The sequence below is a fragment of the Spirosoma foliorum genome (assembly GCF_014117325.1).
Classification (GTDB): Bacteria; Bacteroidota; Bacteroidia; order Cytophagales; family Spirosomataceae; genus Spirosoma; species Spirosoma foliorum.
The window spans coordinates 1,231,096-1,247,369 of record NZ_CP059732.1; the positions used below are offsets into that span (position 1 = coordinate 1,231,096).

At 47.8% G+C, this 16,274-nt stretch carries 16 protein-coding genes; 3 read left to right on the plus strand and 13 right to left on the minus strand.

The window, feature by feature from the left end; all coding sequences use genetic code 11:
• Positions 1-59: 59 nt before the first annotated feature.
• Together H3H32_RS05025 and H3H32_RS05030 are read right to left on the minus strand one after the other, a co-directional pair.
• On the minus strand, positions 60-638 hold the full coding sequence (locus H3H32_RS05025) for a hypothetical protein (protein WP_182461567.1): 579 nt from the start codon (positions 636-638) through the stop codon (positions 60-62).
• Positions 639-702: 64 nt separating this feature from the next.
• Entirely contained in the window at positions 703-2,781 is a 2,079-nt protein-coding gene (locus H3H32_RS05030; protein ID WP_182461568.1) for a glycoside hydrolase family 97 protein, read from the minus strand.
• Between the two features lie 230 nt (positions 2,782-3,011).
• Here H3H32_RS05030 and H3H32_RS05035 point away from each other — a divergent pair, with 230 nt between their 5' ends.
• Entirely contained in the window at positions 3,012-3,185 is a 174-nt protein-coding gene (locus H3H32_RS05035) for a hypothetical protein (protein WP_182461569.1), read from the plus strand.
• Entirely contained in the window at positions 3,182-3,736 is a 555-nt protein-coding gene (locus tag H3H32_RS05040; protein WP_182461570.1) for a hypothetical protein, read from the plus strand. Before H3H32_RS05035 ends, H3H32_RS05040 begins: the two co-directional genes overlap by 4 nt.
• Before the next feature lie 82 nt (positions 3,737-3,818).
• On the opposite strand, the gene fbp is transcribed toward H3H32_RS05040, so the two are convergent.
• From fbp to H3H32_RS05075, 7 genes are all read right to left on the minus strand, one after another.
• Positions 3,819-4,835 carry a class 1 fructose-bisphosphatase gene (gene fbp, locus H3H32_RS05045; RefSeq protein ID WP_182461571.1) on the minus strand — a complete coding sequence of 339 codons (1,017 nt, stop codon included), beginning with the start codon at positions 4,833-4,835 and terminating at the stop codon, positions 3,819-3,821.
• A gap of 222 nt (positions 4,836-5,057) precedes the next feature.
• Positions 5,058-6,377, minus strand: a complete 1,320-nt coding sequence (locus tag H3H32_RS05050; RefSeq protein ID WP_182461572.1) for an MFS transporter — start codon at positions 6,375-6,377, stop codon at positions 5,058-5,060.
• Entirely contained in the window at positions 6,374-7,042 is a 669-nt protein-coding gene (locus H3H32_RS05055; RefSeq protein WP_182461573.1) for a beta/alpha barrel domain-containing protein, read from the minus strand. The genes H3H32_RS05050 and H3H32_RS05055 overlap by 4 nt, the downstream gene beginning before the upstream one ends.
• Before the next feature lie 80 nt (positions 7,043-7,122).
• A complete protein-coding gene (locus tag H3H32_RS05060) occupies positions 7,123-8,154 on the minus strand; it encodes a sugar kinase (protein WP_182461574.1) in 1,032 nt (343 codons plus the stop codon).
• Positions 8,155-8,306: 152 nt separating this feature from the next.
• Positions 8,307-9,752, minus strand: coding sequence for a glucuronate isomerase (uxaC, locus tag H3H32_RS05065; RefSeq protein WP_182461575.1), 1,446 nt, complete (start codon positions 9,750-9,752; stop codon positions 8,307-8,309).
• A gap of 94 nt (positions 9,753-9,846) precedes the next feature.
• Positions 9,847-11,502 carry a UxaA family hydrolase gene (locus H3H32_RS05070; RefSeq protein ID WP_182461576.1) on the minus strand — a complete coding sequence of 552 codons (1,656 nt, stop codon included), beginning with the start codon at positions 11,500-11,502 and terminating at the stop codon, positions 9,847-9,849.
• A 99-nt stretch (positions 11,503-11,601) separates the two neighbouring features.
• On the minus strand, positions 11,602-13,131 hold the full coding sequence (locus H3H32_RS05075; protein WP_182461577.1) for a tagaturonate reductase: 1,530 nt from the start codon (positions 13,129-13,131) through the stop codon (positions 11,602-11,604).
• Positions 13,132-13,410: 279 nt separating this feature from the next.
• Here H3H32_RS05075 and H3H32_RS05080 point away from each other — a divergent pair, with 279 nt between their 5' ends.
• On the plus strand, positions 13,411-14,439 hold the full coding sequence (locus H3H32_RS05080) for a LacI family DNA-binding transcriptional regulator (protein ID WP_182461578.1): 1,029 nt from the start codon (positions 13,411-13,413) through the stop codon (positions 14,437-14,439).
• 31 nt (positions 14,440-14,470) lie between these two features.
• On the opposite strand, the gene H3H32_RS05085 is transcribed toward H3H32_RS05080, so the two are convergent.
• The 4 genes from H3H32_RS05085 to H3H32_RS05100 form a co-directional block, all read right to left on the minus strand.
• Positions 14,471-14,773 (minus strand): DUF1330 domain-containing protein, encoded by a 303-nt coding sequence (locus H3H32_RS05085; protein ID WP_182461579.1) that lies wholly within the window; start codon positions 14,771-14,773, stop codon positions 14,471-14,473.
• A gap of 202 nt (positions 14,774-14,975) precedes the next feature.
• Positions 14,976-15,437, minus strand: a complete 462-nt coding sequence (locus H3H32_RS05090; RefSeq protein ID WP_182461580.1) for an SRPBCC family protein — start codon at positions 15,435-15,437, stop codon at positions 14,976-14,978.
• 243 nt (positions 15,438-15,680) lie between these two features.
• Positions 15,681-15,893 (minus strand): dihydrofolate reductase family protein, encoded by a 213-nt coding sequence (locus tag H3H32_RS05095; protein WP_220472601.1) that lies wholly within the window; start codon positions 15,891-15,893, stop codon positions 15,681-15,683.
• Positions 15,894-15,941: 48 nt separating this feature from the next.
• The gene (locus H3H32_RS05100) at positions 15,942-16,259 is read right to left on the minus strand and encodes an IS30 family transposase (RefSeq protein ID WP_182461581.1); all 318 of its coding nucleotides are present in this window, start codon (positions 16,257-16,259) and stop codon (positions 15,942-15,944) included.
• Positions 16,260-16,274: the final 15 nt, after the last annotated feature.

A 16,274-nucleotide genomic window follows, 5' to 3' on the forward strand; every position in this document is an offset into this window, starting at 1 on the left:
TAGAAGCACTTTGTTTGATAAGTCAACTCACGAAATCAACCTACTCATCGACGTTCGATTTATTTCTTCAAAGGAAGCGCGAAATTACCGTTTCGAAATTGAACTGTTTTGGCATCCTGCGAGGTCAGCGTTAGTTCGAACCTGCCCTCTATTACATTCGCAATCGTATCGGCCCGCGTAACTTCAATCCAGCCGCTATTGGCTCCCTGGGCCCGATAAGAGGCAAATACGGCGTCGCCCCCAACAATCAACCCGTAACTGGCGCCCGTAATGGGAGCAGGTGTACAGCTTGTTAATCTGATCGCATTGTATTTCCCAACGGCTAACGGCACTTTCTCAAAAGCAAGGTATTGAGTTGTGTTACAGGGACCAACGCAATCGTAAGGCGCTGCTTTTCTGGCACCTTTGGGATAAGGGAGTTCGTTTGAAATATAGACATTGAACCGATTTGTCAGACAAGTATCTCCAATCGTGGCAGCTATCTTAGACGCGCTCCCACTCCCGTACCAGTCTTCATTATTCAGCAAAGCGGTGGCATTCTTAAGCTTATCTTCCGGGTTTATAGGCGAGTCGTTGTTTGACCGTGAACAAGCCCAGATGCAAACCAGTAGGCAAAGAAACTGTATTCCATTTTTCATGACCGTTGCCGTTTATTTGTCTGGTAGACCCTGCAACAATCAAGCTGGTTGGAAATGCCTTCGTTTATTTCGTCTTCATCTGAATGGCGCAGCCACCTCCTTTAGCCAGATGGATAGGCAACCTTGTTTTACTATTCACCGGGATCGTCTCAATTTTATAGGCTTCTGGATTGGCAAACCAATCAGCCGTAGCGGCATCCCGATAGATAATGGCTTCGTAGGCTTGTCCGGGTTCCAGAAAATCAAAATCAATGGAGATGTCGCGGCTGTTTTCGTCCGTAATAGCACCCAAAAACCAGCTATTTTTTCCTTTGGTTTTTCGGGCAATGATTAGGTAGTCACCTGGTTCTGCGGCTATGATTTTAGTATCGTCCCAATCGACGGGTACGTCGCGGATAAACTGAAATGCATCCAAGTGTTTCTCGTAGTTTTCGGGTAAATCAGCGGCCATTTGCAGCGGGCTGTAGAGCGTGATATACAACGCTAACTGTTTCGCCAGCGTTGTTCGAACTCGTGTCGTTCGGGTGCTATCGAACTGGTTTAACTTAAAGCGAAACAGGCCGGGCGTAAAGTCCATTGGGCCACCTAGCATCCGGGTGAAGGGCAGAATTGTCGTGTGTTCGGGCGTAATACCGAGGGTAGGCGCGTTGTTGAATTCGCTTCCCCGTGCAGCTTCGCTTGCCATCCAATTCGGATAGGTACGGTGCAAGCCGGTTGGGTGCGCCGATTCGTGGGAGTCGATCATGATCTTGTACTGAGCGGCTTTTTCGGCCACGCGCTCATAATGCCCAACCATCCATTGCCCGTCGTGGTGTTCGCCCCGTGGAATGATCCGGCCCACGTAGCCCGTTTTCACCGTATTGATGCCTTCTTTCACCATGTACTGAAAGGCCGCATCCATCCGGCGTTCATAATTGGTGACCGAGCCCGACGTTTCGTGGTGCATGATAATGCGAACGCCTTTTGATTGGGCATAGGCTGTCAACGAATCGAGGTTATAATCGGGGTAGGGGGTTACGAAATCGAAAACATTCTCTTTCCAGTTGCCAAACCAGTCTTCCCAGCCCACGTTCCAGCCTTCTACCAGCACACCATCGAAACCGTATTTCGCAGCAAAGTCGATATACTTTTTCACGTTCTGGGTATTGGCTCCGTGTTTGCCACCCGCTTTTTCCCAGGTTGCTTTCCCGATGTGCATCTCCCACCACATGCCCACAAATTTCTGGGGCTTTATCCAGGAAGGATCGGCAATGGTTGAGGGTTCATTCAGGTTCAGAATGAGTTTGGAGGCTAGTATGTCGGTGGCTTTATCGCTGACAATAATGGTCCGCCAGGGCGTTTGAGCAGGTGTTTGCAAATAGGCTTTGTTGCCAACGGCGTCGGGTACCAATTGTGAAGTGAGCGTCAATTTTTTCTTGTCTAGTTGCAGATGCATGACTGGATAGTTGATCAAGGCTGCTTCATACAGGCTGATATATAGGCCATCGCCCGTTTTAAAGAGTAGTGGAGTCTGGACCGCATTGGGGCCAATGAGCGATTTTAGAGCCGTGTCCTTCTCTTTGTTTGAGGCCGTGGTCGCATCGACTTCACTCAGTCGGGTAGTATTGTATAGGTATTCGTTGGAGTCGTAATCGCCAGGTTGCCAGAAGGTTTTATGGTCGGCGGATAGCGCAAACTGTGTTTTCTCATCGGCTACAACGAAATGGGTTAGCGCCTTTTGTTGCGGAAACTCGTAGCGGAAACCAACCCCATCATTAAACACCCGAAAGCGAACTAATACTTTGATGCCCGAAGTGCCTTTATCAGTCAACATAAGCGCTAGCTCCTTATAGTTGTTGCGAATCTGACTGACTTCACCCCAAACAGGCTTCCAGGTTTCATCTTTTGTTGATGAATCCGCAGCTGCAATTGTGAATTGTGTTAGGGATACCTTGGGTTTGCTGAGAACAAAGCCTATCCCCGATGGCTCAAGCACTTTCTTGCCTTTATACGAAACCCGATATAATACATTGCCAGTCGGGTTACTACTAACAGAAACAGTAATGGATTTATCGGGCGAGGAAACTGAAATAGGCTGCTGTGCAAACAGCGATAGTGGACTAGCAAGTGCAAAAGCAGCAAGCAAATAGCGGATTGATAGCATAGGTTGGTCAATGCGTAATAAGACCAACAAGATAGCGTGTTTTTAGGATAGGATAAAACTAGGGATTTTCGGTACTCTGGCGCGGGCTATTTACAACGCAGGTGGATATTGGCTGGCAAACGTATTAATAACCCATAGTTTTATAGGGGAATCAGTAGTGTCCATTTTCATTATCTTTGTATAAAGTGAATTTGGCTATGACCGATAAAATCAGATACCAACAAGGTATCATGGAGAAAGATCCTCGAAATATGACGGATCAAGAGCTTGTGATCTGGCAGAAACAGTGTGCTGAGAGTGCACGTACCTACCTATTTTCCATTAACCAGCCATTAGTTTATATTCGGGAAGATGGTCATACTGTTGCCGAATATAAAGATGGAAATGTGCTGGTTGTTCGATGAACATCTATGTAATTGCAGGACCACCTGGTATTGGTAAAAGCACAAGTGGCAAAAACTTTATTCCCCGAAAAACACCAATCATTGACCAGGATCTGGCGGGATACCAATATAAGAAACAGGGTTTTGCAGATTATCAGGATTTAGCCTCACTAAGCACTCAGCAGAAAGTCAGAGAGTATTTGTTTGCTGAGGAAAGCTTTGCTTTGGAATTAAATTTAGGTTTTCCTTCTCATTATCAATATTTGCAATCCATTGCCGGATTCAATTCTGCAAACCAGATTCATTTACTGCTCTTCTTCACCGATAATTTATCGCTTTGTATTGACCGGGCCAGGATCAGGTATTTAAGTGGTGGCCATGAGGTAAAACCGGAAATTATTGAGGAGATGTATGCCAGTACGTTGCCGCTTTTTGAGCAGAATAAAAAGTTGTTTTCCAGTATCCGACTGATTGATGTTCAGAATACAAGTATGGTTGAACCTCGACAATATACTGAAAACCTTCCTGCCTGGATAGTTTCGGACGGATTGAATGGTTATTTAATCCCCTAGTTGTATTACCCTTTAACTAAGAGATTTTCTTCCTATGTGGTGTCAGTTTTGAGAAACTGACACCACATAGGAAGAAAATCAACTATTTCAACAACCCAACCAAACTATCGACCATCACGGGAGCACCAATGTACAAGGGCGTCCGTTGGTGCAAACTACGGGGCTTGATGTCGAGGATGGACTGACGACCCGATGTGGCCAGACAACCTGCTTTTTCAGCCAGAAATGCCAGTGGAAAAGCTTCATAAAGCAAGCGGAGTTTGCCGTCCGGACTCTTTTGGGTTGGCGGATATAAATAAATTCCTCCTTTAAGCAGATTTCGGTGAAAATCAGCGACTAACGAGCCGATATAACGGGCTGTATATTGCTTTTTTCGGCAATCGGTCAGATACTCCTGAACGCCATCTTCATAGCTTTCTAGATTACCATCATTACAAGAATAAATCTGACCTGTGCAAGGACTATGAATGTCGGGGTGCGACAGAATGTATTCGCCCAACGACGCATCGTACGTAAATCCATTCACACTATGACCAGTTGTGTACACCATGATGGTCGATGAGCCATAGAGAATATAACCAGCCGCCACCTGCCGACGGCCACCTTGCAGAAAATCATCCAGTGTTGGTTCCGAACCGATAGGTGTTACACGTCGGTAAATGGAGAAAATGGTGCCGATGGATACGTTTACGTCGATGTTCGATGAGCCATCCAACGGGTCCATAGCCACCACATATTTACCATTATTATTACCCGTATAAATAATATCTTCCTCTTCTTCCGAAATAATGGCGCAGGCTTCTCCACCGTTAGTCAGCGCCCGTTTGAACCGGATATTCGCAATCATATCCAGTTTTTGCTGGCTTTCACCCTGTACATTCTGAATGCCCATGCCGCCTGTCAGGTCGATCAGACCCGCTCGGTTGACCTCGCGGTGAATGATTTTACCGGCCAACGCAATGTCGCGCAGTAATTGAGAAAGCTCCCCTGTAGCATAGGGAAAAGCAGTTTGCCGGTGCATGATGTACCGGTCGAGAGTCACGCCAACAGGCAGAGCCAGTGGGTGGGAAGCCGTAATGTCGATTTGTTGCACGTCCATACGAATCGAAGAAGAATTAATAATGAATAGATAGTTTACAGATTAAGTGGGATTATTGGGTAGGAATAAGATTCTTTGGACGTTTTATATAGGTTTACTGGGGGTAATTGTATTTTTATTTTTGTCATGCTGACGAAGGAAGCATCTTAAGGCTTGTGGATTCCTAAGTAATGATACTTTAAGATGCTTCCTTCGTCAGCATGACAAATTCTGAGATTGCTGTTAGCTAACCGGTTCTGATTCAGGCGTCTCCAGCTGAACGGGTTGCATCTTCGGTGTTAGAAAATGCATGACGAGCCAGGCAAGCATATAAGCCGAACCGCACATCAGGAAGATGATGCCGTACCCGCTTTGTACATCACCCGCTTTTTTGTAGCTGTCCAGAATTCGGCCAACAATTTCCGGGAAAATAATGCCACCAATCGAACCGGCCATACTGCCGATACCTACAACGGAGCTAACCGCCCGTTTCGGAAACATATCAGAAGCCGTGGTGAAGATGTTGGCACTCCATGCCTGGTGAGCAGCGCCCGCCAGCCCGATCAAGGCTACGGCCCCCCAAATGCCCGGACCAAAACGCACAGCCATAACGGGTAAAACCAGCAAGGCGAAAATGAACATCGCTGTTTTGCGGGCTTTCCAGACACTCCAGCCTCGGCTAATCAGTGCCGACGACAAATAACCACCGCCAATACTACCAATGCTGACCAGCGTGTAGAGGACTGCCAGATACAGATTCGGTTTCTTTGTATCGAGATGGAATGTCGTTGCGAAGTAATCCTGTAGCCAGAATAAGAAGAACCACCAGATGGGGTCAGTCAGCATTTTACCGAACACAAACGACCAGGTTTGACGCTTGCCCAGTAATAAACTCCAGGAAACAGGTGCACCATGATCCGCAACGGCATCGGGCGTTGTTTCGTTATCGCTGTGGATGTAATCAAATTCGGCTTTGGAAAGTTTAGCCTGCTTGGCGGGAATTTCGTAGCCAACATACCAGAAAACAAGCCAGATAAAGCCCACGGCTCCTGTCACGATAAAGGCCATTTGCCAACCCCAGATACCCAGAATCCAGGGAACCAGAATAGGGGCAACCACGGCCCCAATATTAGCTCCTGAGTTAAAAATCCCCGTTGCGAGCGCCCGTTCTTTTTTAGGAAACCATTCGGCAACGGTTTTAATGGCAGCCGGGAAATTACCAGCCTCACCAAGGCCCAGCCCAATACGGGCGAAGATAAAGCCAACTGTACTGGTTGCCAGTGCATGCGCCATAGCCGCAATACTCCAGAAAATGATGGCAACCGTATAGCCAACTTTTGTGCCTATTCGGTCAATAATTCGCCCAAAAATCAGCAATCCAACGGCATATGCGGCCGAAAAAACCTGCACAATGCGGCTATAGTCCAGTTCTGACCAGTTAAATTCTTTTTCCAGCGTAGGTTTCAGGAGACCAACCACCTGCCGGTCGAGGTAGTTAATGGTTGTAGCGAAGAACAACAGCGCTACAATCGTCCAGCGGTAGTTTCCTATTGGTTTATTCATGCGGATTTAGGAATAAAGGGTGTAACAATCTGGACTAATGAAGCCACACGATCACGTAAGGCCGATGGATCGGCACTGTCGCCGGAGAATAACTGTGAACCGATACCGACTGCCGTAACGCCCGCTTTGAACCAGGCATTCAGGCTTTCGCTAGTGGGTTCAACGCCCCCCGTTACCATGAGTTTGAGCGAAGGCATTGGGCCTTTGATGGCTTTAATAAAACCAGGACCAACTACATTGCCCGGAAACACTTTCACCAGATTAGCACCCAATAAGGTGGCCTGGTAAATTTCATTTAGTGTAGAACCGGCTGGCATCCAGGGTACTCCATGATTCCGGCAGACATCGCCAACGGTTGGAGTCGTAACGGGCTGCACCACGAAGTCGGCACCCGCAGCGATGAATTTTTTAGCGTCATCAGCTGTCAGAATTGTACCAATGCCCATCGCCATTTCGGGGCAGTTTGCCCGTACGTAGCTTACTAATTGGGTAAAAACAGCCAGTGCTTTATCGCCCCGGTTGGTGAACTCAAAAACGCGCAGACCTCCATCGTAACAAGCTTGCACAATAGCTTGTGAATGGTCGACGTCGGGATGGTAAAAGACGGGTACAATTGGGTGGTTGATAACCAGGTCAAGGATTTTTTCGGGCGAGAATACGGGCATGTTTTTTTGGTTAAGTGGTTTTGGTTTTTGGTTAGAGGTTTACTGACTGAAGCAACCTATGCGCCAGCCAACCGTAAACCTCAAACCAAAAACCGAATACTATTCTGTTGTCGTTTCATGATGTCGGCTACCGACTGGCCAGTCGCATCGCCAAGTTCCTGCAACTTACCAAAAGCAGCGGCAGCGGCAAAATCGACCACGGCCTGCGGATTGTGTTGGTTATAGAGGCCATAAATGAGTCCTGCCATAAAGCAATCGCCACTACCCACCCGGTCAACCACCGAATCGGTTAGCAATTCGGACGAAACGTACTGCTGACCGTGGGTATAAAGGGTCGTATAGTACCGAAGGCCAGTTGGTGGTGTATCGAATCGAAACGTGTTGGCAACAACTTTACAGCGTGGGAATTGCCGTTGAATCGCTTCTGCCGTTGCCAGTGAATGCTCCAGGTACTCGTCCTTTTGGTCTCTACTATGAACTTCTGGATCAACGGGAATACCTAATAGCGAATTAGCCGCCCAGATGTTTCCCATCACGACATCGCAGTACTGGACTATGCCCGGCATGATTTCGGCAGGAGCCTTACCGTATTGCCAGAGTCGTGCCCGATAATTCAGGTCAATCGATACGGTAATACCTTTCGACGAAGCCACAGCAACCAATTCCTGACAGGCTGCGGCTACATCGGCATTTAGGGCTGGACTGATGGCGCTGACGTGAAGCCAGCTTGTGTCTTGCAAGACGGCTTCCCAATCAACTTTGCCAACCGCTAATTCTGAAAAAGACGAATGTGCCCGGTCGTAAATGACACCCGCGTTTTTGAGGTCGCTGCCCTGTGGCAAGTAATAACTTCCAACGCGTTGACCAAATCGAACGATACCCGATGGGTCGATGCCTTTGTCGGACACGTACCCGATAATATCATCGGCCAGCGAGTTTTCGGGCAATACTGTGCTGTACTTAACCGGGACATCCCAGTTGGCTAACGCGGTTGCTACATTCAGCTCAGCCCCTCCCACAAATACAGGCATGGCTGTTTGCCGAATCCATTCGCCATTAGCAACTGGAGAAAATCGTAATAATAATTCGCCGAAGCAGCAGACTTTAGTCATATTAACTCCTGTGGTGTCAGGTTCTAAAACCTGACATAGAGCGGTTTTAAGAAACCGCGTTTTACATTTATTCAGACGATTTTGGGCGGACTGGCGTCCCCGAAACCGCTCAGTGTCGGGTTTGAGAACCCGACACCACGTCAAGAAGCCTATCAAACCGCCAGCGACATCGGCTTATTGCTGAAGCCAAAATAGGTTTTAGCGTTGCCATAGCAGATGTTCTGCACAACCTGACCGGTCCAGTCGATGTCGTCGGGAAGTTCACCGTTTTCAATGTCGTTGCCGAGCATGTTGCACAGAATCCGGCGGAAATACTCGTGCCGTGGGTACGACAGGAACGAGCGCGAATCGGTCAGCATACCTACAAAGCGACTGAGCAGGCCCATATTGGAAAGAGCATTGATTTGTCGCTCCATACCCTCTTTCTGGTCCAAAAACCACCAGCCAGAGCCAAATTGTACTTTTCCTGCCACCGACCCATCATTAAAGTTACCAATCATGGTAGCAATAAGTTCGTTATCGTTGGGGTTGAGGTTGTACAAAATTGTCTTGGCCAACTTGTCGTTCGTATCCAGCCGATCGAGGAAACGGGAGAGGGCGCGTGCCTGTGCAAAATCGCCGATGCTGTCCCAACCCGTATCGGGGCCAAGCTGCCGAAGCATCCGGCTATTGTTGTTGCGGAGAGCGCCCAGGTGAAACTGTTGTGTCCAGCCTTTCTCCCAATCCATCTCAGCCAGATGCACAAGCATAGCCGATTTAAACTTCAGTACTTCTAAATGGGTCAGATCATCTCCCGAGCGAATTTTGTCGAAAATAACGTTGATTTCACCGTCGGAATACTCTTCCGCGTAAATCTGCTCCAGACCGTGATCCGAGAGTTTGCAGCCCATTGCTGCAAAATAATCGTGTCGTTGGCGCAGGGCAGCCAGAAAATCAGCGAAGGTGCTGATCGACAGGTTGCTGGCTGCTTCTAATCGCCCCACGTATTGGTTGAATACCGCCGTATCTTCGACCGCCATCGCTTTGTCGGGCCGGAAGGTTGGCAGGACACCGATCTCGAAACCCGTATCGACGGACCGTTCGTCAGCCAGTTTTTGATGATTTTCCAGTGAATCGACAGGATCATCAGTCGTACAAACGGTTTCAACGTTCATCCGGCGCAGCAGATTCCGAACCGAAAAATCCGGCGACTGCAGTTGTTCGGTGCAGGCATCGTAAATCTGGCGGGCATTTTTGCCGTTGAGCGTTTCGGTAATTCCAAAATACCGCTGTAATTCCAGGTGCGTCCAGTGGTAGAGCGGGTTTCGAAGGGTATACGGTACAGTTTCGGCCCATTTCTGAAACTTGGCAAAATCTGGCTGATTTCCCGTGCAGTAGCTTTCGTTCACGCCATTCGACCGCATAGCCCGCCATTTGTAATGGTCGCCGTAGAGCCAGATTTGCGTCAGGTTCTCAAACTGTTTATTCTCCGCGATCTGATCGGGCGGAAGATGGCAGTGATAGTCGATGATAGGCATCGGCTTGGCAAACTCGTGATAAAGCTGCTGCGCTGTTTCGGTTTGCAGCAAAAAGTTTTCGTTTAGAAAGGGCTTTTTCATGGGATAATGATTGAGTTTTGAATGATTGAGTGATTGAATGATGAAGTAGTAGTTGCTAGCTAGTCAATCATTCAAAACTCAATCATTCAATCATTTAAAGGGAAACCCCCCGTTTCCAGGGAATGAAATCATCCTGACCGTGACGGACGGCGGCTATTTCCAGGTCACCGCTGGCTACGCGGATAATGTGTTCCAGAATGCGCTCGCCTGCCTGCTGAATGGTTTCCTCGCCATCAATAATTGTACCTGTATTGATGTCAATAATATCGGGCATCCGGTTCGCTAAAGTGGTATTGCTCGCTATTTTAATGACGGGCGTAATTGGATTGCCCGTTGGCGTACCTAATCCCGTTGTAAATAGCACGACCGTTGCGCCTGAAGCCACCTCGGCTGTGGTCGATTCGACATCGTTGCCGGGTGTGCAGAGTAAATTAAGGCCCGGTTTGCGAACGGGTTCGGGGTAATCGAGCACGGCCACGACCGGTGAACTACCTCCTTTTTTAGATGCTCCCGCCGATTTCATGGCGTCGGTAATCAGACCGTCGCGGATGTTTCCCGGCGATGGGTTCATATCGAAACCTGATCCTACTTCCTGGGCTCGTTGGGCGTAGGTGTTCATCAATTCGCGGAAACGACTGGCGGTTTCGGCATCAACGGCTCGGTCGCACAGTTCCTGTTCAACTCCGCAAAGTTCAGGGAATTCTGATAGGATAACCGTTCCTCCCAATGCAACCATCAAATCGGAAGCGTGACCCACAGCAGGGTTAGCCGAAATTCCCGAAAAACCATCCGATCCACCGCATTCCAGTCCAATGACCAGTTTGCTTAGTGGAGCTGGTTTTCGGACAGTTGTATTGGCCTGCATGAGCCCAGCGAATGTCTGCCGGAGGGCCTGACTAATCAGCGATTCTTCGGTGCCAATAGTCTGTTGTTCAAGGACGAAGAACGGCTTGTCGAACTGTGGACTCCGTTTTTGAATTTCTTCCTGCAACATGCTCACCTGCGCATTCTGGCAACCCAGGCTGAGGATGGTTGCACCTGCTACGTTGGGGTGAGTGACGTATCCGGCCAGCATACCACAGAGCGCCTGGGCATCTTGCCGGGTACCTCCGCAACCGCCATCATGTATGAGAAATTTTACACCATCGACGTTAGGGAAGAGCCGTAATTGCCCATTGAGCGACTGTTCTGCGGTTTGTAAATCGGCTTGTAGCACCTCTTCAACAGTACGACCGGCCTGAACCAACGCCTTCAATTCCTCCGTTTGCCGCTGATAGGATTTCTTGCGGCCATAACCGAGGTCGTTAACTAAGGCATCTTCCAGTACCTGAATGTTCCGATTTTCGCAGAAAACCAGTGGAATTACAAGCCAGTAGTTGCCCGTTCCTACGCTTCCGTCAGAACGGTGATAACCCATGAACGTCTGGTTCTGCCACTGATCAACGGCAGGCGCTGTCCATTGATACGCAGCCGCATGAAGGTCGTAGCTATTGGTCGCATGCTGTACGTTGAAGGTAGTGAGTCGACCTCCGGCGGGAATAGCGTGTTTAGCTTTTCCAACGAGTACACCGTACATGGTGATGGAATCGCCGGGCTCAAACGCCTGAATGGCTAGTTTGTGTTTGGCCGGAATCGCTTCTGTAACGATTAAAGAGTTGCCATCGTTTTGCACTCGTTCGCCCGGTTCTAAATCGGTAAGCGCAACGAGCACGGAGTCGTTAGGGTGTATTTTTAAAACGTTCTGTTTCATTTTGATCTTATAGGACGCAGATTTTTATGATTGTTTAAGACTCATTACGATGTAAATCATCTATTAATCATACTGATCATAACAATCAACGGGCTATTTTCATTTTGTTACGGTTTCAATGTGATCGAAATGGGCAGCTACTGTCGCTAATACACTCGAGTTGACCATTTGCGTCAAATGATTCGCTACCGAATCGGCAAAGCCCGGTAACTGCGTTAAATCAGCATCCCACAAGTTGGTATTTTGTAGCACCGCATTGGTTAAGTCCTGCGGATTCAGGCGTGCCCACAAGTCGGCAAAATAACCAGCCTGAGCATCCTGAATCGGGTATTTCTGTCCATCGCGCTCACCATACCACACGCCATCCTGTTGCGAGCTAGCCCGCATAAACAGCAGATAGGCGGCAAAGCCTAAGGCTATGTAGCGGGGTGTAACGTTCAATTGCTTGTAATAATGAAGCAACGTTGGAATATTCCGCATCTGCATCTTCGCCGAATATTGCATGGTGATGGCTATCCAACGATGTTCAATGAATGGGTTACGGAAGCGATCAAGTACGTGAAAGCCAAAGCGTTGAGCGATTTTATCGTCGACAGTATAGGGGATGCCCGGAATCAGTTCGGCCAGCATGACACTGCTAACGAAAGCCGACAAAACCTCATCGTCCATCGCTTCCCGAACCGTTTCGAAGCCACTCAGATAAGCCAGTCCACAGCTTAATGTGTGCGTGCCGTTGAGCAGTCGTAATTTCAGTTCGCGAAACTGGTCGATGTTAGGTCGGATGAAAATATTCTCGTCGGCCTGATGGAACGATAGCACCTCTTGTACGTGCTCATCACCCTCGATAGCCCAGAGTCGGTACACTTCCGAAACGGTTAACAATTCATCCTGATAACCAAGTTGTTCACTAATCGCCGTATAGGTGGCTGCATCGGGTCGGCCGGGCACAATGCGATCAACCAGCGAATTGCAGCAGGTATTGGCTGTGGTGAGCCAGTGGATAAATGCTTCTTCCAGTCCATTCTGATTTGCTAGTTCCAGTAAAATAGCGGCTAGTTTGGTGCCATTATTCGGAATAAGTTCGGTAGGAACGATGACAAGCCCTTTGGTTGGGTCGCCGTTAAATGCCTCATAGCGGGCATACAAAACGGCCAGTAATTTGCCCGGAAACGATTCCGGCGACGACTGTCGAATATCGTCCTGAACCAGCTGAATACCAACCTCGGTCGTATTGGAAATCACGATCTGTAAGTCAGGGCTGGTGGCCACCTGTAGAATCTCATCCCACTGCTGTTTGGCCGATAACACACGGCTAATGGCTGAGCAAATGACATTTTCTTCAACGAGTTTCTTATTTTCAATTCCCCGAATGCAGAGCGTATATAAATTATCCTGCCGGGCAAAGGCCGACATATCACCCCCGTCCGTTGATTTTACGACTACGATTCGGCCATTAAAAATACCCTGACGGTTCGCTTTGTCGATTAAATAATCGGGTAAACCGCGCAACAGAACCCCTGTGCCAAATTGCAATACGCGCTCAGGTAAATGCAGGAGTTGATCGGTTGGAAGACTGACATCGGTGCTGGATTGAAGCAGCGGTAGCAACTGCAGGGATAAGGAATTCATAATACCGGATATGATTGATCGAAAAATTGTCTTTTTTATGGAAACCAGGTGAGCTATTAGGTGTACGGCTTAGCTACTTGCTTTCCTAAGATTAAGCAGGCTATTTGTTAAGTAGAAACTTTTCGGGATATTTATTCACGCAAACGTTATCGGGAACGTTGCCGAGTTCTGGGTATATTGCTGGAAAGCCGCAAAACGAGTAGTTGACCAGGACTCGACACTTATACGCATAGCGCCTGACGGATTGCCTGTGTTTTTGTATTTTACCAATATGTTGCTTTGGAGACTATTACGATAAAAGATATTGCGCGTGCCTTAAACCTGTCAACCTCGACTGTCTCGCGGGCGTTGCGGGATAGTTATGAAATTAATCCGGAAACCAAGCGGCTGGTAGTTGAATACGCCGAGCGGTTCAATTACCAGCCAAATCCTATTGCTCTCAGTTTAAAGGAGAATCGAAGCCGGGTTATTGGTGTTATCGTTCCCCAAATTGCCAATAATTATTTTTCACAAGCCATCAATGGCATCGATGCCGTTGCCTATAGTCGAGGGTATCAGGTTATCATTTTTCAAAGCCACGAATCCTACGAGCGGGAGTTATTGACCGTGCAGCAGGCGGTTGCCCGAAAAGCAGATGGCTTGCTTATTTCCTTGTCGGGCAGTACGTCGGATGTGTCGCATCTACGCGCTTTACAGGAGCGGAAATTGCCTATCGTTCTCTTCGATCGCGTATCCAAAGACCTTAAATCGCTGGCCGTAACTGCCGATAATTTTACGGGTGCTTTTGCCGCAACGGAGCATTTAATTCAATCGGGCCGACGGCGCATCGCACACTTAACCATCCCGTCTTACATCTCCATCACGCAGGAGCGATTGGCGGGCTATCGGGCCGCCCTTGAGAAGTACGGATTGCCCTATGACGAAAACCTGATCCGGTATTCTGAATTTGGCCAGAACAATGTGGAGCCCGTTGTAAACGATTTACTGGATCAGTCGCCCGATGCCTTCTTTGCCGCTGGCGACCGACTTGCGTTGGGTTGTCTGGCTGCCCTGAAAAAACGCAATGTGTCTATTCCTGAGGACGTTTCGCTGATTGGGTTTACGAATACACCCGTAGCCGATTTACTGGCTCCCCCCATGAGTACCGTTGAGCAGCCCGCCCTTGAAATTGGTCAGACCGCTGCCGAACTACTTATCGATCAGATTGAAGGGAAACAAAAAGCAGCGCAACCCGACATGATTCGGATTCCAACCCGGATGATCATCCGCGAGTCGTCGCAGCCCGTTGGACTAAGGGTGGGCGAGTGACTTTGTGGGAGCCAAAGTCTGATTGGCGTTATTATAACTTCGTCCCTTTAATCAGAATTGATGCTTTAATCGACTGCTCTTTAAGGTGCAGAAACTTCTTTCGTTCCTCGTCCTGCATAAAGTTTTGAAAATCCTGCTCGGCGTCAAATTCGACGAGGTGAATTTCGTAGGGTTTGTTGATGTGATGCTCGATAAACGCGTCGTCTGTTGGCCGCACTCTCAGTAAGAGCCGTCCGTTGTATTTCGCGATGGTTGGAATGGCAATGTCTTCAAACTGATGAAATACCTGCTCCTGGCCTTCTTTGATGAAAATTAATTGCGTGATGTAGAGCATGAGGTCGAACGTAGTGTTTTGTTGTATGGAGAAGTCTAGAGAGACTTTTTCGATCAAAAGACGGCATTTTTTGTCATTCCGACGCAAGGAGGAATCTTAGATTGTCCTTATCTGAGAGTAAGGAAACCTTAAGATTCCTCCTTGCGTCGGAATGACAAAAAACTCTTCATTTCGGCTTTTATTTAGAATTTCATATAGGCTGTTAGGCCGCCATTTCTTCTAGTTCGACTTCCAGCCGATCAAAGTTCTCGTCGTTTTTGCCAACAGTGAATTTCTCTATTTTTTCACGTTCTTCAGCCGTGTCAAAAATCTGTCTGAGTGTCACTTTAGTTTGTTCCAGAGTTATTTCTTCAAATGTGGCAACCACTCGAAACAGGGGTTTTAAATATCGTTTCCAGGCAATAAGGGCAGGTTCTTCTATTTTCAGGAACTCACATTCATTGGGGTAATTTCCTTTCTCTGGGCCGTGCATGATAAAGCTCCATCTTCCGCCAACCCGTAAGTCAAACTCAGTAAACGTATTGGTGAAACCGGCTGGCCCCCACCAGTTTTTTAGATGATCGGGCTCTGTCCAGGCTCGGAAAACGAGTTTTCTGGGTGCATGTATAATTCGTGAAGTTACAATTTCGCAGTCAGGAATTGTGGGAATAAATTCTGTTGCCATGGGTAGGTTATGGAGTAGGTGTTCAGGTTTTTAGTAGGAAACAGATTTATACTGAGCTATACTTTTGTGTGACCCCGATGGGGTCAAATGTTTATAGGATTGATGATTTTTCTATAGACATATGACCCCATCGGGGTCACACAAAATATAACAGGTTTGTTGACCACAGAGGTACAGAGGGCGCAGAGCTTAACCAACTAAAAGCCAGTATTTTAAGTCTCTCTACCTCTGTGGTTAATAAATTTAAGCCCCGACTTTACCAGTCTTGACATCTCCCGTTCGTTTGTAACTGGCAATAATCACTCCGGTTGAGGTGACAATATTCTCAAGCAGAGTAAAAGCAGCGGGGATCATACCATTGTCAAAAAACTTTTTCCCTTTACCTAAAGTCAAGGGGTGAATTTTAAGTTTGAGTTCGTCGACAAGGTCATTCGCAGATTCAAGTTTGAAATGCAACAATTGGGGTTGAACGGATTGATTTAATGTGTTCGTTGGGGGGATAGTTCAATTTCTTGCGGGGATGGTCATTGATCCGCTCTTGGTAGGTTTTACCTCCTGATGATTCATCTGCGAAAAATCCATCTTTTTAGGAATAAATTGGCGGATCAATTTATTATTATGTTCGTTTGCGCCCCGTTCCCAGGCATGATACGGATGAGCAAAATAAAAAGAGGTTTTTAGAGTCTTGGCCACCTGCTCATACTCGGCGAACTCTGTGCCATTATCTGAAGTGAGTGTATGAACGGGTAAGCCGCTTTCTTTCAAGCAGGCAATAATAGCCTGCCCTGTATTGCGAGCCGATTTATCCTCTACTCGTTTCATTAATAAGTAGTTACT

Bases quoted from the DNA above. Each gene is read 5' to 3' on its own strand.
- H3H32_RS05075 (WP_182461577.1), bottom strand. From the start codon at position 13,131: ATGAATTCCTTATCCCTGCAGTTGCTACCGCTGCTTCAATCCAGCACC.
- H3H32_RS05090 (WP_182461580.1), bottom strand. From the start codon at position 15,437: ATGGCAACAGAATTTATTCCCACAATTCCTGACTGCGAAATTGTAACT.
- H3H32_RS05035 (WP_182461569.1), top strand. From the start codon at position 3,012: ATGGAGAAAGATCCTCGAAATATGACGGATCAAGAGCTTGTGATCTGG.
- H3H32_RS05050 (WP_182461572.1), bottom strand. From the start codon at position 6,377: ATGAATAAACCAATAGGAAACTACCGCTGGACGATTGTAGCGCTGTTG.
- H3H32_RS05030 (WP_182461568.1), bottom strand. From the start codon at position 2,781: ATGCTATCAATCCGCTATTTGCTTGCTGCTTTTGCACTTGCTAGTCCA.
- H3H32_RS05085 (WP_182461579.1), bottom strand. From the start codon at position 14,773: ATGCTCTACATCACGCAATTAATTTTCATCAAAGAAGGCCAGGAGCAG.
- H3H32_RS05060 (WP_182461574.1), bottom strand. From the start codon at position 8,154: ATGACTAAAGTCTGCTGCTTCGGCGAATTATTATTACGATTTTCTCCA.
- uxaC (WP_182461575.1), bottom strand. From the start codon at position 9,752: ATGAAAAAGCCCTTTCTAAACGAAAACTTTTTGCTGCAAACCGAAACA.
- H3H32_RS05070 (WP_182461576.1), bottom strand. From the start codon at position 11,502: ATGAAACAGAACGTTTTAAAAATACACCCTAACGACTCCGTGCTCGTT.
- H3H32_RS05100 (WP_182461581.1), bottom strand. From the start codon at position 16,259: ATGAAACGAGTAGAGGATAAATCGGCTCGCAATACAGGGCAGGCTATT.
- H3H32_RS05055 (WP_182461573.1), bottom strand. From the start codon at position 7,042: ATGCCCGTATTCTCGCCCGAAAAAATCCTTGACCTGGTTATCAACCAC.
- fbp (WP_182461571.1), bottom strand. From the start codon at position 4,835: ATGGACGTGCAACAAATCGACATTACGGCTTCCCACCCACTGGCTCTG.
- H3H32_RS05040 (WP_182461570.1), top strand. From the start codon at position 3,182: ATGAACATCTATGTAATTGCAGGACCACCTGGTATTGGTAAAAGCACA.
- H3H32_RS05025 (WP_182461567.1), bottom strand. From the start codon at position 638: ATGAAAAATGGAATACAGTTTCTTTGCCTACTGGTTTGCATCTGGGCT.